This window comes from Undibacterium sp. KW1, from assembly GCF_009937955.1.
GTDB lineage: Bacteria > Pseudomonadota > Gammaproteobacteria > Burkholderiales > Burkholderiaceae_D > Undibacterium.
The window spans coordinates 5,465,539-5,486,063 of the sequence record NZ_AP018439.1; the positions used below are offsets into that span (position 1 = coordinate 5,465,539).

18 protein-coding genes are annotated in these 20,525 nt (G+C 52.2%); 11 read left to right on the forward strand and 7 right to left on the reverse strand.

The window, feature by feature from the left end:
* Positions 1–16 precede the first annotated feature (16 nt).
* The 6 genes from UNDKW_RS24510 to UNDKW_RS24535 are packed head-to-tail and all read left to right on the forward strand — an operon-like array spanning position 17 to position 7,374.
* Positions 17–1,285 (forward strand): efflux RND transporter periplasmic adaptor subunit, encoded by a 1,269-nt coding sequence (locus tag UNDKW_RS24510; protein WP_162060888.1) that lies wholly within the window; start codon positions 17–19, stop codon positions 1,283–1,285.
* A 31-nt stretch (positions 1,286–1,316) separates the two neighbouring features.
* Positions 1,317–2,072, forward strand: a complete 756-nt coding sequence (locus UNDKW_RS24515) for an ABC transporter ATP-binding protein (protein ID WP_162060889.1) — start codon at positions 1,317–1,319, stop codon at positions 2,070–2,072.
* Between the two features lie 8 nt (positions 2,073–2,080).
* On the forward strand, positions 2,081–3,385 hold the full coding sequence (locus UNDKW_RS24520) for an ABC transporter permease (protein ID WP_370529052.1): 1,305 nt from the start codon (positions 2,081–2,083) through the stop codon (positions 3,383–3,385).
* Positions 3,386–3,392: 7 nt separating this feature from the next.
* Positions 3,393–4,640: an ABC transporter permease gene (locus UNDKW_RS24525; RefSeq protein ID WP_162060891.1), complete on the forward strand. Its 1,248-nt coding sequence runs from the start codon at positions 3,393–3,395 to the stop codon at positions 4,638–4,640.
* Between the two features lie 41 nt (positions 4,641–4,681).
* On the forward strand, positions 4,682–6,016 hold the full coding sequence (locus UNDKW_RS24530) for a sigma-54 dependent transcriptional regulator (protein ID WP_162060892.1): 1,335 nt from the start codon (positions 4,682–4,684) through the stop codon (positions 6,014–6,016).
* On the forward strand, positions 6,013–7,374 hold the full coding sequence (locus tag UNDKW_RS24535) for a PAS domain-containing sensor histidine kinase (protein WP_197893015.1): 1,362 nt from the start codon (positions 6,013–6,015) through the stop codon (positions 7,372–7,374). The genes UNDKW_RS24530 and UNDKW_RS24535 overlap by 4 nt, the downstream gene beginning before the upstream one ends.
* Here UNDKW_RS24535 and UNDKW_RS24540 read toward each other — a convergent pair.
* Together UNDKW_RS24540 and UNDKW_RS24545 are read right to left on the reverse strand one after the other, a co-directional pair.
* On the reverse strand, positions 7,371–8,609 hold the full coding sequence (locus UNDKW_RS24540) for an ATP-binding protein (RefSeq protein WP_232063102.1): 1,239 nt from the start codon (positions 8,607–8,609) through the stop codon (positions 7,371–7,373). The genes UNDKW_RS24535 and UNDKW_RS24540 overlap by 4 nt on opposite strands.
* A gap of 18 nt (positions 8,610–8,627) precedes the next feature.
* On the reverse strand, positions 8,628–9,317 hold the full coding sequence (locus UNDKW_RS24545) for a response regulator (RefSeq protein ID WP_162060893.1): 690 nt from the start codon (positions 9,315–9,317) through the stop codon (positions 8,628–8,630).
* Between the two features lie 202 nt (positions 9,318–9,519).
* Between UNDKW_RS24545 and UNDKW_RS24550 the strand changes: the two genes are divergently transcribed.
* Together UNDKW_RS24550 and UNDKW_RS24555 are read left to right on the forward strand one after the other, a co-directional pair.
* The gene (locus UNDKW_RS24550; protein WP_162060894.1) at positions 9,520–10,392 is read left to right on the forward strand and encodes an intradiol ring-cleavage dioxygenase; all 873 of its coding nucleotides are present in this window, start codon (positions 9,520–9,522) and stop codon (positions 10,390–10,392) included.
* 299 nt (positions 10,393–10,691) lie between these two features.
* Positions 10,692–12,461, forward strand: a complete 1,770-nt coding sequence (locus UNDKW_RS24555; protein ID WP_162060895.1) for an ABC-F family ATP-binding cassette domain-containing protein — start codon at positions 10,692–10,694, stop codon at positions 12,459–12,461.
* 73 nt (positions 12,462–12,534) lie between these two features.
* Here the strand turns inward: UNDKW_RS24555 and UNDKW_RS24560 are convergent, their stop codons facing one another.
* The 3 genes from UNDKW_RS24560 to UNDKW_RS24570 are packed head-to-tail and all read right to left on the reverse strand — an operon-like array spanning position 12,535 to position 15,049.
* On the reverse strand, positions 12,535–12,798 hold the full coding sequence (locus UNDKW_RS24560) for a hypothetical protein (protein ID WP_162060896.1): 264 nt from the start codon (positions 12,796–12,798) through the stop codon (positions 12,535–12,537).
* 54 nt (positions 12,799–12,852) lie between these two features.
* On the reverse strand, positions 12,853–14,349 hold the full coding sequence (locus UNDKW_RS24565; RefSeq protein WP_162060897.1) for an ATP-binding protein: 1,497 nt from the start codon (positions 14,347–14,349) through the stop codon (positions 12,853–12,855).
* Between the two features lie 58 nt (positions 14,350–14,407).
* Entirely contained in the window at positions 14,408–15,049 is a 642-nt protein-coding gene (locus UNDKW_RS24570; protein WP_162060898.1) for a response regulator transcription factor, read from the reverse strand.
* 434 nt (positions 15,050–15,483) lie between these two features.
* Here UNDKW_RS24570 and UNDKW_RS30675 point away from each other — a divergent pair, with 434 nt between their 5' ends.
* The 3 genes from UNDKW_RS30675 (at position 15,484) to UNDKW_RS24585 (ending at position 18,382) form a co-directional block, all read left to right on the forward strand.
* Positions 15,484–16,155 (forward strand): energy transducer TonB, encoded by a 672-nt coding sequence (locus tag UNDKW_RS30675; protein WP_162060899.1) that lies wholly within the window; start codon positions 15,484–15,486, stop codon positions 16,153–16,155.
* Positions 16,156–16,315: 160 nt separating this feature from the next.
* The gene (locus UNDKW_RS24580) at positions 16,316–16,672 is read left to right on the forward strand and encodes a hypothetical protein (RefSeq protein WP_162060900.1); all 357 of its coding nucleotides are present in this window, start codon (positions 16,316–16,318) and stop codon (positions 16,670–16,672) included.
* Between the two features lie 84 nt (positions 16,673–16,756).
* A complete protein-coding gene (locus tag UNDKW_RS24585) occupies positions 16,757–18,382 on the forward strand; it encodes an alkaline phosphatase (protein ID WP_162060901.1) in 1,626 nt (541 codons plus the stop codon).
* 345 nt (positions 18,383–18,727) lie between these two features.
* Here the strand turns inward: UNDKW_RS24585 and UNDKW_RS24590 are convergent, their stop codons facing one another.
* Together UNDKW_RS24590 and UNDKW_RS24595 are read right to left on the reverse strand one after the other, a co-directional pair.
* Entirely contained in the window at positions 18,728–19,129 is a 402-nt protein-coding gene (locus UNDKW_RS24590; RefSeq protein WP_162060902.1) for a hypothetical protein, read from the reverse strand.
* 514 nt (positions 19,130–19,643) lie between these two features.
* Entirely contained in the window at positions 19,644–20,483 is an 840-nt protein-coding gene (locus UNDKW_RS24595) for a penicillin-binding protein activator LpoB (protein WP_162060903.1), read from the reverse strand.
* Positions 20,484–20,525 lie beyond the last annotated feature (42 nt).

The following is a 20,525-nucleotide window of genomic DNA, read 5'->3' on the forward strand; positions in this document are numbered from 1 at the left end:
GTTTAATGGAAACATCATGATAAGAGACACTTCAGGCCAGGATACGGTGTTGGCCGTCAATCAAGGACAAAAACGCAAGCGCGTCATCATTGCTGGCATCGCCACACTGGTGGGCGTCACTGGCCTGGTATTACTGATGTCGGCATGGCGTGGCAGCAGCCAGTCTGTGAATGCATCACGCTTGCGCATTGCTACAGTCAGCCATGGCACCCTGGTTCGGGATGCTTCAGTCAATGGCCGTATCGTTGCCGCCATCAGCCCGACCTTGTACTCCAGCGCCGGTGGCACTGTGACGCTGAAAGCCAATGCGGGCGACACCGTCAAGAAAGGCGATATCGTGGCCGAGATAGAATCCCCTGACCTCAACGACCAGCTCAAACGCGAACAATCGAATACCGAACAACTGGAAGCAGAAGTCGCGCGGCAGCAAATCCTCGCCAAGAAACAAAAACTGATCGCCAGACGTGATGCCGACCAGGCCGAGATAGACCGCGTAGCAGCCCAGCGCGCCTTCCAGCGCATAGAAGCAGCAGGAGTTGTCGGTGTGGTTGCCAAGAATGATTTCCTGAAAGCCCAGGATGCCATGCGATCTACCGAAATACGCTCCAAACATGCAGCACAGGCAGCAGACCTGGAAAACGAGGACGTGACGCTGGAATTAAAAACCAAGATGAGCCAGTTGCAACGCCAGCGCCTCTCCCTGGACTTTGCCAAACGCCGTGTCGATGAATTGAAACTGCGTGCGCCTGTCGATGGCATCATCGGCAGCCTGGCCATCTCCAACCGCAGTGTGGTGGCCGCCAATACAGCCTTGATGACACTGGTTGATCTGTCGCAACTTGAAGTCGAAGTCGAAATCCCTGAGTCATATATGACCGACCTGGGTCTGGGCATGAAAGCAGAAATCATGATCAACAATAACAAGGTCATGGGCACCCTGACCGCCATCTCGCCAGAAGTGGTAAAGAACCAGATACTCGCCAGAGTACGTTTCAGTGACAAGCAGCCTGAAGGCCTGCGTCAAAGCCAGCGCGTTTCGGCCAGATTGCTGATGGAAGAAAAAGCCAACGTCATGATCTTGCCGCGCGGCCCCTTCGTCGAGGCAGACGGCGGGCGCTTTGCCTATGTCGTCGAAAATGGTGTTGCCCAGCGCCGCCCGATCAAAATGGGTGCAACCAGTATCTCTGCAGTAGAAATTCTCAGTGGTTTGAAAGACGGCGACAAAGTCGTGATATCGGGTACCGATACATTTGAAAGCGCGAACAGCGTTTCTATCAATAACTAATATCAACAATTAATTTAAGAAGGAATATCCCATGTTACGCATGAAAAACCTCAGCAAAGTTTACCGTACGCACCTGATCGAAACCCATGCCCTGCGCGGCTTTGACATCCATGTCAAGGAGGGCGAATTCGTCACGGTGACCGGACCATCCGGCTCTGGAAAAACCACTTTCCTGAATATTGCCGGTTTACTGGAAGAATTCAATGACGGCGATTATCTGCTCGATGGCATCAATGTCAAAGGCATGAACGACAATGCCCGCACCCGTCTGCGTAATGAAAAACTGGGTTTCATTTTCCAGGGTTTCAACCTGATCCCTGACCTGAACCTGTTCGACAATGTCGATGTACCTTTGCGCTATCGCGGTTTCAATACGGCTGAACGCAAGGAACGCATAGAAGATGCACTGGCACAGGTTGGCCTGGCATCACGCATGAAACATTATCCGGCTGAACTGTCTGGTGGTCAGCAACAGCGTGTGGCGATAGCCCGTGCGCTGGCCGGTTCACCAAAATTGCTGCTGGCCGATGAACCTACCGGTAACCTCGATACACAGATGGCACGCAGCGTCATGGAATTGCTGGAAGAAATCAATGCCAAGGGCACAACCATCCTGATGGTAACGCATGACCCTGAACTGGCCGTACGGGCCCAACGCAATGTGCACATCATTGACGGCCAGGTCAGTGATCTGGTGCGCAAGGTGCCGTCACTTTACGATGCCAAAGCTGAAGGAAAAACCGATACCAGCTCGGCCAATGAAGTCGACAGTTCGGCAGTCGCCTGAGGAGCCGCATGATGTTCCGTTATTATTTTTTACTCGGCATCCGCAGCCTGCGCCGCAATCCGGCCCTGACTGCGCTGATGGTACTGACGCTGGCAGTTGGCGTTGCTGCCAGCATTTCCACCCTGACGATCTTGCATGTGATGTCGGGTGACCCGATACCACACAAAAGCAACCGGCTGTTCACACCCTGGATGGATAACGGTCCATTGAAAGGCTATACGCCCAATGATAAACCGAATGATACCCAGATGAGTTACCGGGATGTCTTGAATCACCTACCGGCAAAAATTGGGGAAAGACGTTCGGCCATGTACGGCATATTAATGGCCATAGAACCTGCACGCAAAGACTTGCCCGCGATAGAACCGGAAGGTGCAGCCGTGACCAAGGATTTTTTCGCCATGTTTGACACGCCATTTTTGCATGGCCAGGGATGGACTGAAAGCGACGACGCAAAAGCAGCAGATGTTGTTGTACTTGGGAAAAAACTGGCTGATAAACTGTATGGCAATACCAATCCTGTTGGTCAGTACCTGACCATGATAGGTCATCAGTTCCAGATAGTCGGTGTACTCGACACCTGGGAACCAAGTCCGCGCTTTTACCGCAATGCCACTTTTGGTGCGCAGGAAGATTTCTTCATCCCTTTGGCCAGCGCCATCCGGCATGAAATCACCCATGCTGGTGGTATGGGCTGTACTGGTGACACTGCGCCCGGCTGGCAAGGGCGGCTGGATTCTGAATGTACATGGCTGAGCTTCTGGTTTGAATTGAAGTCAGAAAGCCAACGCCCTGAACTGCAAAGCTATCTCGACAATTATGCATCCGAGCAGCGCAAGCTTGGGCGTTACATGCGCCAGGCAAAAAACAAACTGTTTAATGTCATGGAATGGCTGGAAGAATCCAAAGTGGTCGGCAACGATAACAAACTGTCTGCCTGGCTGGCATTTGGCTTCCTGTTGCTGTGTCTGGTGAATACCGTGGGTCTGTTACTGGCGAAATTTTCTGTGCGGGCATCGGAAGTCGGCGTACGGCGTGCACTGGGCGCATCCCGTAAAGAGATCTTCAATCAATTTCTCATCGAGAGCAGTGTCATCGGCCTGGCTGGTGGTGTTGCAGGGCTGTTGCTGGCATTTGGTGCACTTGCCCTGATCGCCAACCAATCGAAACAGTTGACTGTCGTAGCACACATGGACTGGCAAATGCTGAGCATTACCTTTGTGATGTCAGTCACCGCAGCCATATTGGCGGGATTGTTCCCGACCTGGCGTGCATGCCAGGTGACGCCTGCCATACAACTCAAATCACAATGAGGCTATCATGAAACTTAATCTAGAAATTCGCCCCATTTTATCTGCGCTGCTGCGCAGCAAGACTGGTGCCATCCTGGTGGCCCTCCAGGTTGCCATCAGCCTGGCAATTTTAACCAACGCCGTCTATATTGTTCAATTGCGCATGGAAGTGGTAGCACGCCCCAGTGGATTAACAGAAGAAAATGACCTGTTTTCCATCAATATCAGCAACCGCAAAGTCGCCGATCATGCCGAGCAGATCGCCACGCAAAAACAAGAAGAAGCAACCATACGAGGGGTCTCTGGTGTACAGGGCGTGACAAGGGTCAGCCAGACACCATTATCCTGGTCCGGCAGTACCACTGGTGTTTCGCTGGACAGGAAGCAGGCTGCCACCAGTGCCAACGTATCGATGTATATCGCATCGGAATCCGTGATGAAACTCTGGGGCCTGAAGCTGGCCGACGGGCGTGACTTCAATCAGGGTGAATTCCGCGAAATTGACACCAGTACCAGCAAGGAATTTCCCAATGTCGTCATCATTACCAAGGCACTCGCAGAAAAACTTTTCCCAGGTCAGGCCAGTGTCGTTGGCAAAACCATTTATTTTGGCACGGGCGACGATGCGAACGAGAGCAGGATCATCGGTGTGCTTGAGCGTTTGCAAACCCATGCTGCCCAGATTGGCGAAAAAGGTGAAATCTCGGTGGTCTTGCCCATACGCATGTCAAATGACCCCTACTCCAAGTATTCGGTACGCGCCGAACCCGGCCAGCGTGAACGTGTCATGAAGGATGTTGAGATGGCATTGAGAAAAGCATCTGCGACACCTATCATCATCAATATGCGCAGTTTGCAGGAAGACAGGTCCAGACGCTACCGCGCTGACAATGGCCTGGCCTGGATGCTGATCGCCGTTTGCGTCTTGCTCTTATTGGTAACGGCCAGCGGCATCGTCGGCATTTCCAGCCTGTGGGTGACGCAACGGCGCAAGCATATCGGTGTGCGCCGTGCACTGGGTGCGCGCAAGATAGACGTGTTGCGTTATTTCGTCACTGAGAACTTCATGATCACCACTTTTGGTATCGCCTGCGGCCTTGCCCTGGCCATAGGTCTCAACCAGTTATTGGTCAGCAAGCTGGAGCTGACCAAATTGCCTGCAGCTTATTTGCTGGGAGGCAGTGTAATTTTCTGGATACTTGGTATCATCGCGGTGGTGGGACCGGCGGCCCGTGCTGCGTCGATTTCACCGGCCACTGCTACCCGCAGTACCTGAAGTACTACAACCCCTAAGCCTTGAAAACACAAACACTGACAATGCCTACCGTATTAATTATTGATGACAATGCCACCGTTGCGGTGGCACTGGAAGTGCTGTTTTCCCTGCATGATATTGATGCGGTCTGTGCCACTTCGCCAGAACAGGGCCTGGCGATGCTGGAGCATCAGGCGATAGACCTGGTGATACAGGACATGAACTTCACCGCAGACACCACCTCTGGTGATGAAGGTCGCGCCCTGTTCACTGAAATACGCAAGCGCTACCCTGACCTGCCCGTGATCTTGCTGACAGCCTGGACACATCTGGATGCGGCGGTAGAACTGATCAGGTCAGGCGCTGCCGATTACCTCGGCAAACCCTGGAATGACCAGAAACTATTGACCACAGTCAGGAATCTGATAGAACTCGGGCAAAGCAACCGCGCCCTGCAACAAAGACTGCAACGCGAACGCAAGCAAAAACGTGAGCTGGAGCAAAAATTCAATCTCTGCAATCTGGTCTGGAATGATGCTGCGACCGAACGGGTACTGGGCATGGCTTGCCAGGTCGCCCGCGCCGATGTGCCGGTGCTGATCACCGGGCCAAATGGTGCAGGCAAGGAAAGAATCGCTGAAATCATACAGGCCAATTCCAGCGTCAAGGATGGCCCTTTTGTCGTCCTCAATTGTGGTGCCTTGCCAGCCGAACTTATAGAAGCCGAACTGTTTGGTGCCGAAGCTGGTGCCTACACCGGGGCCAGCAAGGCGCGCGAAGGCAAGTTTGAAGCAGCCGATGGCGGCACCCTGTTCCTCGATGAAATTGGTAACCTGCCACTCGCCGGGCAAATGAAATTATTGCGGGTGCTGGAAACCGGGCGCTTTGAAAGACTGGGCTCAAACAAGGAAAGACAGGTCAAGGTACGCGTCTTGAGCGCCACCAACGCTGATTTGCCAGCCATGATCAAGGCAGGCAGCTTCCGCCAGGATTTGCTGTATCGCCTGAACGTCATCGAATTGCATTTGCCTACACTGGCAGAACGCACTGGCGACATCTTGCCGTTGGCAGAATACTTCCTCAGCAATGGCAAGACCCTGCATCCCAGCACGGCATCGGCACTGATGCAATATGCCTGGCCGGGCAATGTCAGGGAACTTAAAAATGTCATGCAGCGTGCCTGCCTGCTGGCCGCCAAAACTGAAATCATGCCCACTGATCTTGGCCTGCCTTTGGCTAATAGCTGGGTCAATGAGCAGGAGCCCGACAAAGAGGCGATAGAACGCGCCCTGCAAAAAGCCCATGGTGTGGTGGCGCAAGCCGCTGCCGAACTGGGTTTGAGCCGCCAGGCCTTATACCGGCGTATGGACAGGCTGGGCATCAGTCGTAGCGCATGACAGAGCAAACGCCATCAGCCAACGGCACCAATAAAAAGCCGCTGTTTTCCATGCTCACGCGACTGAGCCTGTTGATCATCGCGATTTTATTGCTGGCAGTTGCAGTCAGCATGCTGATGCTGCATTTATTGCCAGAACAGGTCTGGCTGGCTGCCGGACTCAGTTTGCTGATTATCTTGCCCTTGGGTGTGGGCATAGTACGCAGCCAGTTGCAAGCCATGATACGTTTATTCCATACCCTTGCCGGTACCGTCATCAGCTACCAGGACAATGATTTTTCCATAGGTGTACACTGGCCCTTGCAAGACGAGTTGGGTGAACTGGTAGATGCCCACAATGCCTTGGGCGATGTCTTGCGCAAGCAAAGATTGAATCTGGTACAGCGTGAATTGCTGCTTGATACCATGGTGCAGAACACGCCAGTGGCGATGATGCTGGTGGCTGACCACGGCCCCATTGTCTTCGCCAATATCGCGGCCAGGCAATTGCTGAACCAGGGACGCAAACTCGAAGGTTTCAGTTTTAATGAAGTGATGACACAAGTCTCGGCCTCATTGCGGGAGGCCATACTGCGCGGTGGCGATGGCTTGTTCACAGTAGCAGCCAAAGATGCAGAAGAAGAGGAAGAGGTATATCACCTGGCGCGCCGCCACTTCAGCCTGAATGGCCGTCATCATGAATTATTTTTGCTGCGCCACCTGACGGTGGAATTGCGCCGCCAGGAAGTGCAGACCTGGAAAAAAGTCATACGTGTGATCAGTCATGAACTCAATAACTCACTGGCACCGATAGCCTCGCTGGCGAATTCTGCTGCGGTACTGGTAAGCCGTGGCCAAACCGAGCGCCTGCCCGGTATTTTGCTCACGATAGAAGAACGCACCCGCCATCTGGAAAGTTTTATCGATGGTTATGCACGCTTCGCCAAGCTGCCGACACCGAGGCTGGAGAGTACCCACTGGGATAACTTTATCGCAGGCCTGAAGTCACAGGTCATCTTCACCGTGACTGACAGCTTGCCTGAAGAACCTGTCAACCTCGACAGGGCACAAATGGAACATGCGCTGCTGAACCTGTTGAAGAATGCCCATGAGTCTGGCTCACGGGAAGATGAAGTATTTCTAAACATACGCAACTTGCAAGGCATCATACGCATAGAAGTCATGGACAGGGGTAGCGGCATGACAGATACGGTGATGTCGAATGCCCTGATCCCCTTTTACTCCACCAAACGCAGTGGCACAGGCCTGGGCCTGGCACTGGTGCGTGAAATCATAGAAGCACATGGCGGCAGGATCAGCCTGCAAAACCGTGAAGGCGGCGGCCTGAACGTCAGCCTGTTCCTGCCTGTATCACCCTAAGCAAATGCGATTGGTAAAACGATCAACATGCACAACCCGGCGGCACGGCGGTTGCTGGCAGTAATGCTGCCGCCATGCGCCTGTATCACGCGCTGGGTAATCGCCAGCCCCAGGCCATAGCCTTCACTGCTTTGTTCTGCCAGCACACTACGGTAGAAAGGCTGGAAGATGCTCTGCAATTCAGCTTCCGGCACGCCTTCGCCTTCATCCAGGATGGATACATGTAATTGCCTGCCCAGTACTTCTGCGTGAAGGGTCACGGCAGTATCGGGACGGGTATGCCGTATCGCATTGCGCAAGACATTTTCCATCGCCCGGTGCAGCAATTCATAGCGCCCCAGTACGCACACCTTGCTGATGGCATCGACAGAATATTCAGTCTTGAACGCCTTGCCTGCGGTCTTCGCTTCAAAGTGGGCATTGTCAGTCAAGTCAGCGAATAATTCATCCATGTGTATCAGGTCTTGCCCTGCATGGGCACCTGCTTCGAGACGCGACAGTGTCAGGATTTCACCGACCAGTTTATCCATGCGCACGGCTTCCCTGTCCATGCGCACCATGTATTCTTCTGCCTTGTCCGGCTGCTGGCGCGCCAGGCCTATCGCTGCCTGCAAACGTGCCAGTGGTGAACGCAGTTCATGTGATACATCATGTAAGAGACGGCGCTGGTTTTGCAGTGAACCTGTCAACTGCTCGGCCATGCGGTCAAAGTCGCGGCCCAGATCAGTCAGTTCATCCTTGCGCTTGCCCATGCTGTCCCCTATGCGCGTCTGTAGCCTGCCATTTGTCAGTTCATGAAAAGCCTCGCTGAGCCTGCGTATAGGCTTGGACATATACCAGGCCATCAGAGCCGCAAACAGCAGGCTGGCAAACAGGGCAACCGTCATGGGAATGAAGGCTCGCGAATCGCCGCCATCATGCGGTGGCTTGCGCATACCCATAGGCACCCGCCCAGGCTCACCAGGCGGACCACCGGGCCTGGCTGCATCACGAAAATCCGGACCGGGACCATGTTTGAATTCAGAACCAGAACCTGAGCCGGGGCCGCGCCTGTCTTCATGCTGGGGTTTGTCGGGCTGCACAGCCATTACCGCAGCCCTGGCCATGTCTTCGTTGCTGCGTTTGATCCAGAAGGTCACACTGATACCGGCGATGGCCGTCAATTGGGCCAGCCAGATGAAGAAAAAGAATTTCCAGAACAAGCGACCGAGTTTCAGCATACTGAGTTTAGGCATCATTACTCGCTTATTCACTTACTCGCGCGTCAGCATATAACCCTGGCGATATACCGTCTGTATGACAGTACGGCCATCGGCAAAGGCGCTGATCTTTTGTCGTATACTGCTGAGGTGGACATCGATATTCCTGTCGAATCTGGCCAGTGGGCGGCCCAGACCCTGCTCGGACAATTCATTCTTGCTGACAGTTTGTCCGGCATTTCTTGCCAACAACTCCAGCAAAGTGAATTCAGTGCTGGTCAGGTCCAGCATTTTATTATTCCATTCTGCGCGGCGCTGGCCCGGCCATATCTGCAGTGCACCCACGACCAGGCATAGTCTGTCCTGGTCGGCATTCATGCCACTCTCGGTACGGCGCAGGATGGCCCTGAGCCTGGCCAGCAATTCGCGTGGGGTACATGGTTTGGGCACATAATCATCGGCCCCCAGTTCAAGACCGATGATGCGATCGACATCATCGCCACGCGCCGTCAGCATCAGCACCGGCATGCGGCTGTGCTCGCGGATGCGGCGCAGGGCTTCGATGCCATTCATGCGCGGCATCATGACATCCAGCACTGCTATCGCATGCTGGCCAGACAAAGCCTCTGCTACGGCTTGTTCGCCATCATGTACGGTAGTAATGGCAAAACCCTCACGCTCAAGATATTCCTTGAGCATGCCTATCAGTTCGACGTCATCGTCTGCGAGCAATACCTTGGTCATAAAGTGTGGGGATATGAATTCTATGTACTGATGATAGCAAAGCCATCTATGTACGCGTGCAAATTTACCTGCTTTTACAGTCGCACTTCTTTGGTGACACAAAATCCTTACCTAACTTTACCTTTGCTTTACTGCACTTAACAAGTCATCAAGACACAATGCAGCAACACCAATGTAATACCCACAGCAAGGAAAAAACATCATGGAAAAGCATGGCAATCAACTGGAAACTGATCTTCATACCCTGATGCAGTCATCTGCCTCACGCAGGCAGATGCTGCGCTGGATATCGGCGGGTGGCGCTGCGACCTTGTTAGGCTGTGGTGGTGGCAGTGACGCCTCCACCTCAACAACGACTTCATCAACGACAAGCACCACAGGTACAACTACAGGCACAAGCACAGGAACAACAGGCAGCACGACTTCCTCCTGCAGCATCATCCCGGAAGAAACTGCCGGACCTTATCCCGGTGACGGCAGTAACAGCAATGGTGTCAGTATTGCCAATGCGCTGGCGCTGTCCGGCATAGTGCGCAGTGATATACGTTCCAGTATTGCCGGTGCCAGCGGTGTGGCGGCAGGTGTGCCCCTGACCATCAAGCTGCAACTCGTGAATACCAAAACCAGTTGCGCTTCGCTGGCGGGTTATGCGATCTACCTGTGGCATTGTGACAGGGATGGCAATTATTCCATGTATTCATCCGGGGTCACCGCAGAGAACTACCTGCGCGGCGTGCAGGAGACGGACAGCAATGGCAGTGTCAGTTTCACCACGATCTTCCCTGGCTGCTATTCAGGACGTATCCCGCACGTGCATTTCGAGGTCTATCCCAGTGTGAGCAAGATCAGCAGTTCCAATAACAAGGTCAAGACTTCGCAATTCACCTTCCCCATGGCGACGCTGAATGAAGCCTACCAGGCCACAGGTTACACCTCCAGCGTACGCAACCTGTCGCAGATCACATATGCAACTGACAATGTCTTCAGCGATGGCACCAGCCTGCAAATGGTCAGCGTGACTGGCAATGCCACACAGGGCTATGTCGTGACTCTGACCGTGGGTATATCCGTATAAAACTTACAATGCCGGGGACAGAAGCAACTTGTTTTGCTCCCGGTATTTACATAGAATCGGGTTTGATTGACACTCTCTTACACTCTTTTCAAGAAAGGAGGAAATATGGAAGTTCTAAAGTATGCCATCAGCGGCATACGCAACTTTGGTACCTTTGCCAGCTCTTGTCCTGAATCCATCGCGCAGCGATAAAAGGCGAGAGCACGTAGATCCCATCACCCTCCGGGCCAGTTCTCGGCTCATTATCGTTAGCGCTCCTGTTGACGTGGATGCCTGCATCCCAAAACAAAGACAAGAGCATGACTACCTTATTATCTGCACAAGCATTACAACTCGACACCAGCCACGGTGTCTTATTCGAAAACCTTAACTTCACCCTACAAGTCGGTCAACGCATAGGCTTGATAGGTCACAACGGCAGTGGCAAATCGACCTTGCTTTCCCTGCTGGCAGGACAACGCCACGCCCATAGCGGCAGCATACAGATGGCACGCCTGTGCCGCCTGCAATATGTAGAACAACACCTGCCACCTGCGCTGCATGCGCTGAGCCTGTACGATGCGATGCTGGATGCCATCAATGACCAACCAGAATTGCACTGGCGTGTCGATAGCCTCTTGCAGGAACTCGGCATCGATGCACGCACTGCCGGGGTAGCCGTACAATCCCTGTCCGGTGGCCAGCATACCCGCCTGCTATTGGGCCGGGCCTTATTACGCGACCCCAATCTCTTGCTGCTGGACGAGCCCAGCAATCATCTCGACTTGCCATCGCTGTTATGGCTGGAAGAATTTTTGCTGAACTGGAAAGGCGCATTTGTGCTGGTGTCACATGACCAGCGCCTGCTGAACCGTGTGACACGACAAAGCTGGATCTTGCGTGACCGGCAAATCACCTGCTTTGACCAACCCTGCTCTGAAGCCCTGCAATCCCTGGCTTTGGCGGATGAAGCCGCACAGGCAAGACGTGATGCCGAGCAATCCGAAATTGACAGGCTGGCAGCCAGTAGCAAGCGTCTGGCCATCTGGGGTAGTGTGTATGACAATGAAAAACTGGCACGCAAAGCCAAGACTATGCAAAAGCGGGCAGACCGGCTGAAGGAAGAACAAACCACAGTCACCGAAGGCCAGCCCTGGACTTTGCAATTGCATGGCAAGGCATCGCCCGCCAATCACTTACTGCAACTTGATAAGCTGACAGTCAGGGCAGCGCCTGGTTTGCCAGCGCTGTTCAAACTGGAGCAATTCGGTGTACGGCCGGGTGACAAGATCGCCTTGCTGGGCGCGAATGGCACGGGTAAGTCTTCGCTGCTCAGGCAGTGCTGGCAAGCGATACAGTCAGGCCAGGAGCCAACACAGGCCAGCGAACACATCAGTTGGCATGCGACAGCGCAGATCGGTTATTACGACCAGTCTTTGCAACAACTGAACAGCGATGCCAGCCTGCCTGATGCGCTGTATCCCTTTGTCGCTGGCTCTGATACTGCCAGGACAGAACTGGCACGCAAGCAGGCGCTGATCTCAGCAGGCTTTCCTTATCACCGACATCAGCAAAAAGTGGCATCGCTGAGTGGTGGTGAACGGGCACGTCTGTTGTTTTTGGCACTCTCGCTGGCAAGCTACCATTTACTGTTTCTTGATGAACCGACCAATCATCTGGACATGCAGGGCAAACAGGAATTAACTGAAGCACTGGCAGGATTTGCCGGTGGCTTTTTGCTGGTATCGCATGACCGGGATTTGATAGAGCAAAGCTGCCAGGAATTCTGGGTAGTACAGGATGGTCGCCTGGAAAGATGGCTGGATGCAGAAAGTGCCTATGAATGTCTGCGGCAAAAACAGCCAGCATCTGAAACGGGGCGGGCAATGTCCGCGGCACCTGACACAGTGCATAGCAAAGCTGGCGAGACAGCGCTCAGTGATACGGAGCTGGCTTTGCAAAGACTATGTGAACTGGAGGAATTATTGCATGCTGATCTGGCACGCAGACCCAAGCACCAGAAGCCGCAACAGCAGGCAAGCTGGCGTCAGGAAATGGCAGATTTAAATCAGTTTCTTGGTCTGAATTAATCCGCCTGACCAGCAGTAAGTCATCCTCGGCGGAGCGCAACATCAGGCAAGCAAGATGTCGTGCTCCGTTTTTTTAACTCCCGGGCAAACCCTGGTCACACCACATGCATGCCTCACGCTGACTATCGGTACGCATGCTGCATGCCGGGCATGCCACCAGGTTTTCTTTTTGTGTTGAAGCGTTTGAAAATACCCTGAAAAATATCCAAACAGCCAGGGCAGCAAATCCCACAAAGAAAACCAGATACACAGCCGCAGACGCAGATATCCAGTCCTGCAGTACCGCCCGGGCAATCAACAGCAACAAAACGACGCTGACAACTGATATTCTGAACAAGAATTTCATCCTGCGTATCCCATATATATTCCTTACATATCCCTTATTTCAGGCTCATGCAAGCGGAAAGCGTATGAGCAATTGCGTCCCGGTCGCGGCAGAGGATTGCAATTCAATCTCGCCATTAAAAGCCACCACCCGTTCGCGCATACCGGTGATGCCTATGCCAGCAGAGCTGTGGTGTATATCAAAACCCACGCCATTGTCGCTGACCTCTATCTGCAAACTCTTTTGCTCTTCCAGCATGGTCAGGGCCACTTCGACCTGCGTCGCCCCGGCATGCTTCATGACGTTGGACAAGGCTTCTTGTATGATGCGATAAACTGAAATTGCCAGCCCGCTATCCAATCCTGAAAAATCCCCATCGCTGTCAAAATGAAACTGACAGCCTGGCACATTGCTGTTGTAATGCCTGAGCATGTCTTCGACTGCACCTTGCAAACCCAGCATATCCAATACTTCAGGCCGCAGGCGGCGCACCAGGTTGCGGCCATTGGCATATAAATCCAGCGTCAGTTTGGTGATGGCTCCGGCGCGCTCCTGGATTTCTTCACTGACACCGCCAGCGGCCATCTGCGCAGCAAGGTGCTGTATACGTTGCGCTTCCAGCCGCGCGGCAATCAATGAGGCATTCAGTTCATCGTGTATTTCTATAGCGATGCTCTTGCGTTCATCTTCTACTATGCTGTGCACCTTTTGTATGAGCTTGCGTTTTTCTGCATTGGCTTTCAACGCTTCATTGCGCGACTCCATCAAATCACGCGTTCTTTCCTGTACCTTGTTTTCCAGATCCTGCTTGGCCTGTTGCAGGCTGATGGACATGGCATTGATAGAAATCTGCAAGTCCCCTATCTCGCCACCCGTAGTCACTTGCAGCGTATTCGAATAATCACCCTCACGTATCTCACGCAGGGTTTCTATGGATTTTTGCAAGGGCCGTGTCAGGCTCAATGCCAGATAGACTGCCAGCACCGCGCTGACAAACAAAGCCAGCCCGCTCATCGCCAGTTCAAACATGAAGCGCTGGCTATGTTTGGCCAACATGCGCGTCGCCGACATCGTGACCCTGACATAACCCAGCATATCTGCATCTTTACTCTCCTTGCTGGCCGTGGTCAGGGGCAAGACACCTGATGTCGCAGCCCTGGATTCTTTGAGCAAATTCACCCACACCAGTTGACGTCTGACAGGTACTTCCACCGAATGTTCCGCTTGCTGGATTTTTTCTGTAGAGATGACGTGCAGGATGTCTTTCTTATCCGTATCGAGCACATCTATCCTGGCGATGCTGCGGTCTGACAGCATGACATCGCTCATGGTGCTTTTCAGGCCGGGCAGGTTCTTGGTCAGCAGGTTGTATTCCACACTCTCGGCCAGTGCTGTGGAGATCACATAGGCACGCTCCAGCAATTCTGCCTTGCCCTCTTGCAGGCGCGACTGATAGGAATACCAGACTACCGAGCAAAACATGTAGATCACTGGCACAAAGATGATGAGGAACAGGCGCGAGCGCAAATCCCAGTTGCGCCAGAGCAGCGCGGCAAAATTCATTGCGGCACTGCCTTGATCAAGCCAGATGTCAATGCGTGTAACTTTGTCTGCAACAGCATCACGGTGCGATCAACCCGTGTTTGACCGCCAGTTTGGTGATGTAGGCAGGCCGGTGTACACCCAGTTTTTCCTTGATGGCCTGACTGACATTGCTGATGGTTTTTAATGACAGGTCCAGCCGCTCGGCGATCTCGGCATTGGTCAAGCCTTCTGCCATAAGCTTGAAGATTTCCAGGTCACGTTCATTCAGCAGCGATTGCGGTGACTCATCCCCGCGCACAGACAAATTCGCCAGACGCTCTGCAATCTGCGGCAGGAAATACAATTCACCCTGATGGGCACGCTGCACAGCGGTTGCCAGATCAGCCGGATCGCAGTCCTTGGTTACAAAGGCCTTGGCACCGAGGCGATAAGCCTCTTTGATCAGCGCATCCTGGTCAAACTGGCTCAGGAAGACAATCTTTGCATCGGCAAATTGCGCGAGGATATCGCGCGCCGCATCCAGACCAGTCAGGTCTGCACCAAAGCGTATGTCCAGTATCACAACATCCGGCTTCAAAGCGGCATATTGTTCAAACGCCTCTTGCGGCGTCCTGGCCTGCCCCAGCACAGTAATCCCCAGACTGCCCAGCGACATGGCAAAACCCGTCATCACGATGGGATGATCATCAGCCAGCAATACCCGTATGCCATTTTGCATAATTACAACACCTTATAGATTAGCAGAGTTATTTACTCATCAAACGTAATAGTAATGCTTTTTACTAGCAATTGCATTAGCAGCATCGCATAAAGCACGAGACATTGTGACAAAGAGCATTATTGACAGATTTTTTAATCTCAGACTGCACCAGTAATCAGAAATGAAACGGGGATATTTTTTCTTTCAGGCAACGCGGAAACGATGAGATTGGCAATAAATGCTTCATGTGAGAAGCCACAAATCACAAAATAAATAAAATAAATGCTTTTCAAGTGACATTTTCATTGCTATTGTAAAGCACATGGATTGCACATAAATGCCATTTTCAACTACTTTCACAGTTAAGAAACGGCAAAAACAGTTGCATCTCCAAGCCAGCCCCGGCATGTGCTTGCGCCACGCCGGGCCAGATCCCAAACCTGGAGAACAAAATGGAATTTACACAAAACCAGCAACATCCCTTCAAGCGCATGTCACGTTTGGGTGTCGTCGCCGTGCTGCATGTGGCCTTGTTGGCTGCTTTGCTTAACAGCATGAAGATCAAGATCAGCCCGCCAGTTTTTTTTAAACCCGAGTCAATTCACGAAATTGAAAAAATCAAACCTGTAGAACCCGATCATCACCCAAGTACACCCAAGACTTTGGCCCCACCCATAAATCCGCCTATCGCGCCTCCGACAGTGGTACCGGATAATCCACCGTCCGTTACCCCTCCTGTAGTACGTGGTGGCAAAACCGACGACGGCGAGACAGGGAAAGTCATTGAAGGCACAGGCGTGTCGGGTGGTGGTACCGGAACGGGCACTCAAGCCGTAAAGAACCCGGTCCATGTCGCAGCCGTCGTCGATATGAGCCGTTGTGAAAAGCCCGCCTATCCAGCAAGGTCGATACGTATTGGAGAAACCGGGACAGTGACACTAGCCATGTTGATAGGTACAGATGGGCGTGTGCTTGAAACAAAAACAGAGGGTAGCAGTGGCTCACGCGATCTTGACAAAGCAGCCAGCCAGGCTCTGTCACTGTGTCGCTTCACGCCCGGTACCATCGATGGCGTAGCACAGCAAAGCTGGACCAAAGTGCAGTATGTCTGGAAGATAGATTAATCAGGGAGGGAAACAACAAGGCATGCCTTCCCCGATGTCTTTCCCACTTTGCCGCTTTGCCGCTTTCCCGTTTTTCTGCCTGCCTGTCGTCCGGTACCTGCGACAGGCAAGGCAGTTTTTTTAAATCTGAACTGACACTTTTACCAATGACGAGCAAACCATGTACCGCAAATACAGCCACTCCAGCTATCTTCGTGCCCTCTGCTTTTTTGTCAGCATGATGCTGGCTTCTTACGCAACAGCTACTTTGCCTCCCGCGATCAATAGCGAAGAGGACTTGCCTGTACTCATGGTCAATATCCAGGATCATACGGCCACCTCAACTGCAGCAAGTGCCCCTGCTTTTACACCCTATCACGGCGCCATCGAACGCTCACCTTATCTGGGCTGGGTTATCCTGATATGCGCGTGGCTGCTGCCAGCAGGCATGCTGGTCGTAACGCTTGCCACCGTGTTTGACTTTCGCAAACGCAGGCGGGACGATGGATTATTTACTGCGGCTCTGGCAGCACATTAAATCAAGTCTGCGTCTGCATTGACATGTCTTGGTCATACTGGCACTTTAGAATAAGGCCATCTAAAGTCTCCGTAAGGAAAAGCCATGTCCAAGGATCGCAAGCCAAACAAGAGTGAACTGAAACGCCGCCAGTTCCTGTGCAATGCCAGCGCCAGCGCTGCTGCCATCATCGCAGCAACCTGCCCGCCAAAACTAGTACGCGCACAAACAGCACCTGCACTCATCACCTCAGACAAGCTGCGCCCGCAACTTCCCTGTGGCGTCATGAGCGGCGACATCACGCGCGACAAAGCCATCATCTGGAGCCGCACTGACAGGCCCGCGCGCATGCTGCTTGAGTACGCGAATAACGAAGCTTTTAAAAATGCTACCAGCATCAATGGCCCGCTGGCCGTACCCGGCACAGATTACACAGCACGCATAGACTTGAGTGGCTTGCCCGCTGGCCAGCGTACCTTTTACCGTGTCCGTTTCCAGGACCTGCAAAACCCATCTGCTGTCAGTGAGGCAGTACAGGGCAGTTTGCTGCTGCCAGGCGGCAAGGAGCGCGACATCACTTTTGCATTTTCTGGTGATGAAGCTGGTCAGGGCTGGGGTATTAACGAAGCTTTTGGCGGCTACCGCATTTATGAAAGCATGCGCCGCTTCCAGCCTGATTTTTTCATTCACTCAGGCGACCAGATTTATGCAGACGGCCCTATACAGGCGCAAGTCAAACTGGATGATGGCAGCCTCTGGAATAACCTCACCACACCCGCCAAATCCAAAGTGGCAGAAACCCTGGACGATTATCGCGGCAATTTTGCCTATAACTTCCTGGACGCCAACAAGCGCCGCTTTGCTGCCGAAGTACCCTTCCTGGTGCAATGGGATGACCATGAAGTACGCAATAACTGGTACCCAGGCCAGCAGATAGGCGAAGCGGAAAAACGTTACCAGCAGCGTGATCTGAACACACTGGCGACCAATGCACGCAGGGCCATGTTTGAATACAATCCCTACCGCATAGACCAGCATGATCCAGACCGTATCTACCGCATGTTCAGCTACGGCCCCTTGCTGGAAGTGTTCATGCTCGACGAGCGCAGCTACCGTGGCAAAAATTCACCGAATCTGCAAACGACATTGAATGAGGACGCCGCCTTCCTCGGCAAGCCGCAACTGCAATGGCTGAAGCAGGCACTGCTGCGTTCACACTCGACCTGGAAAGTCATCGCCAGCGACATGCCTATCTCCATCGTCGTACCAGACCTGAACCCCGATGTTCCCAAAGGCACTTATGAAGCCTGGGCCAATGGCGACAATGGCAAACCACTGGGACGTGAACTGGAAATTGCCGAGATACTCAAATTCATCAAACAACACAATATCAAGAACGTGGTCTGGGTCACCGCCGATGTCCACTATGCAGCAGCGACTTATTACACGCCTGAAAAAGCTAAATTTACCGACTTCAAACCCTTCTGGGAATTTGTCGGCGGCCCCTTGAATGCAGGTACCTTTGGTCCGAATGAGGTAGATCAGACCTTTGGACCCGATGTGAAATATGTCAGCGTGCCACAGGGCATGAAACAAAACCGCTCACCGGCAGAATTGCTGCAATTCTTTGGCATTGCGAAAATTGATGCGAAGACCAAGGCGATGACCGTGTCCATCCATGACATCGATGGCAAGAGCCTGTACAAAGTCGATATCAATCCAGAAGCCTGATTGTTCACAACTGCGAACAATCTGGTATTCCAGAATGCAAAAAGTCTGGTGAACACACCAGGCTTTTTGCTTCAGATTACTGCCCGTCGTTTTAATTGTAAACAGCGACTAATTCAGTATTTTGCAAGGGCACAACATAGAGCGAATTCGCATGAGGAGGCTCCAGCCAAGATGCTGGCAGCGGTTGCACTGCCTCAGGGTGAGGCCGGGCAAGCTGAATGAGATTGCCTGACCTTGGCGTCGTGCTTGGCGACAATCCCAAGCACGACGCTCAGATCAGGAATATCGCAATGTATAACGCGCCTTCAGCTTTAGAACAGACCTCAGCCTTTGTGAGGATTTCTCTCAAACTTCAAGAGGTAAAAATTTAGCATTTATCCGGTCGACGTCAATAGATATCATCTTACCGTCAAGAAACGCACAATCGTACTCAAACGCCTCATCCTCAAACTCATAACCACATGCATACAAACGGTCACCAACGAGCCTACCTTGAATTTGATAAGAATAACCGCTTCCACATCTTAAAATTAGCGATTCCGAATCATCGTCAATCTCGCGAATATGAGGATCATCTAAAATCAGAAAATTTAATCTTATTGAATAACTATGTCCCACAATTAGTTGATATGGTCGCACGTCGAAGAAGCAAACAAGATCACCGGTACCATTATTCAGAACAACCTCCTCTTCCACAGTTTCATGAAATCTCTCAATTCGAATTATCTGCTTGGCGGTATCACTCATAAAAACCTTACTTTCTACTTTATCTTCGGAAATTTGTGACCATTTTGTGGGTTTGGACCTACTGTATTAATATGGAATGCGTTCAGTTTACTTTGAGCGGAATCGCCCAACATATCCATTAACTCTGTCCGTGATTTGGTGTGGATGGTCGTAATAAATCCGTTGGAATCAGTGCACAAAAGTCCAAATAGCGCCTCTCCAGATTTTCTTGAGTTCCTCATTTATGACAAGTAACCTGTCCTCACCTCATTCGCGGGCCCATAGAAATAATAAAGCTTCTGCCTGCACTTCATAATATCTCGCCCAACATCAAGATAATCACCATGGAAGCCATAATTTGCAAGGTTGTCACCACTAACGGAACTAGCAAGAAATCAACGCACTACCCAAGTCTGGACAAACTAAATGGGTCGTTTTCAGCACTGGCATTGCTTTGAGCCAGACTTTCACCGAGATCATCACAAAAAAAAGCCCGGTGAAACACCAGGCTTTTTGTTGAGCGGGCTGCTGCCAATTACTTGTACACAGTGACTGGTTCAGTATTTTGCACTGGCACAACAGGTTGGCCATTTTGCACACGGCCATACTGGCCACGGTTGGCACCTCGTGGCGCGCCGAACTGCACTAATAACTCATCATAGGCTGCATCAGCCAGGCTGCGGGACGTCTCTTGCATAACCTTGCCACGGCTGAAGACTACGCGGTCACCGGCACGGCTGATAATCTTGGTATCGACACCAGAACCGCTGGCGCTGAAAGCTGCCTTGACTTCATAAGTTTTGGTATTGATGAGGCTAAAGTCAGCAACCAAATCCAGCGACAGGCTAGCTGTCATGGAGTTACCGTATTGCAGCTGGTTACTCTCCTGGCGGAACTGGATGTTACTGACGGTGCCAAACAAGACATAATCAGCACCAGGGTACATGCCCTGCTTGATACGGCCTATGATGTCATAGATTTTTTCCATAGGCTTGCCGACATACGGGCGTGCCTGCACCAGGGAAACACCACCGCCCTTGATCAATGCACCCTTGAGGTCAGCAGTATAAGTCTTCAATTCACCACGATCGATATAGGTGTAGAAACCTTCGGCTTCGTAGTAATTGCTTTCGCTCTTTGCATTCACATTGCCACGCTGGGAATAGCTGTGATCGGTTTCACGTTCACTATAGCTGCCCTTGACACTGCTCTTGCTGGAAGCAGAAACCACACGGAAATATTCACTGACTTTTTCTTCATAGGTCAGGTCAGTCACCGCAATTTTTGGGATGGTCATTTTTTGTTCAGCGGCAACGGCAGAAAATGCCGCTACAGAGCAGAACAAACCTGCCATCAGTTTTTTCAGATTCAACATCGTATTGCCTCTTTGAATGAATAGCGCTTCAGAATTGCGCTT

What these genes read in the sequence shown, in the direction of transcription:
- UNDKW_RS30675 (WP_162060899.1), top strand. Translation starts at nt 15,484, where the DNA reads ATGGAATTTACACAAAACCAGCAACATCCCTTCAAGCGCATGTCACGT.
- UNDKW_RS24545 (WP_162060893.1), bottom strand. Translation starts at nt 9,317, where the DNA reads ATGACCAAGGTATTGCTCGCAGACGATGACGTCGAACTGATAGGCATG.
- UNDKW_RS24540 (WP_232063102.1), bottom strand. Translation starts at nt 8,609, where the DNA reads ATGCCTAAACTCAGTATGCTGAAACTCGGTCGCTTGTTCTGGAAATTC.
- UNDKW_RS24585 (WP_162060901.1), top strand. Translation starts at nt 16,757, where the DNA reads ATGTCCAAGGATCGCAAGCCAAACAAGAGTGAACTGAAACGCCGCCAG.
- UNDKW_RS24555 (WP_162060895.1), top strand. Translation starts at nt 10,692, where the DNA reads ATGACTACCTTATTATCTGCACAAGCATTACAACTCGACACCAGCCAC.
- UNDKW_RS24530 (WP_162060892.1), top strand. Translation starts at nt 4,682, where the DNA reads ATGCCTACCGTATTAATTATTGATGACAATGCCACCGTTGCGGTGGCA.
- UNDKW_RS24580 (WP_162060900.1), top strand. Translation starts at nt 16,316, where the DNA reads ATGTACCGCAAATACAGCCACTCCAGCTATCTTCGTGCCCTCTGCTTT.
- UNDKW_RS24525 (WP_162060891.1), top strand. Translation starts at nt 3,393, where the DNA reads ATGAAACTTAATCTAGAAATTCGCCCCATTTTATCTGCGCTGCTGCGC.
- UNDKW_RS24550 (WP_162060894.1), top strand. Translation starts at nt 9,520, where the DNA reads ATGGAAAAGCATGGCAATCAACTGGAAACTGATCTTCATACCCTGATG.
- UNDKW_RS24510 (WP_162060888.1), top strand. Translation starts at nt 17, where the DNA reads ATGATAAGAGACACTTCAGGCCAGGATACGGTGTTGGCCGTCAATCAA.
- UNDKW_RS24595 (WP_162060903.1), bottom strand. Translation starts at nt 20,483, where the DNA reads ATGTTGAATCTGAAAAAACTGATGGCAGGTTTGTTCTGCTCTGTAGCG.
- UNDKW_RS24570 (WP_162060898.1), bottom strand. Translation starts at nt 15,049, where the DNA reads ATGCAAAATGGCATACGGGTATTGCTGGCTGATGATCATCCCATCGTG.
- UNDKW_RS24535 (WP_197893015.1), top strand. Translation starts at nt 6,013, where the DNA reads ATGACAGAGCAAACGCCATCAGCCAACGGCACCAATAAAAAGCCGCTG.
- UNDKW_RS24590 (WP_162060902.1), bottom strand. Translation starts at nt 19,129, where the DNA reads ATGAGTGATACCGCCAAGCAGATAATTCGAATTGAGAGATTTCATGAA.
- UNDKW_RS24520 (WP_370529052.1), top strand. Translation starts at nt 2,081, where the DNA reads ATGATGTTCCGTTATTATTTTTTACTCGGCATCCGCAGCCTGCGCCGC.
- UNDKW_RS24565 (WP_162060897.1), bottom strand. Translation starts at nt 14,349, where the DNA reads ATGAATTTTGCCGCGCTGCTCTGGCGCAACTGGGATTTGCGCTCGCGC.
- UNDKW_RS24515 (WP_162060889.1), top strand. Translation starts at nt 1,317, where the DNA reads ATGTTACGCATGAAAAACCTCAGCAAAGTTTACCGTACGCACCTGATC.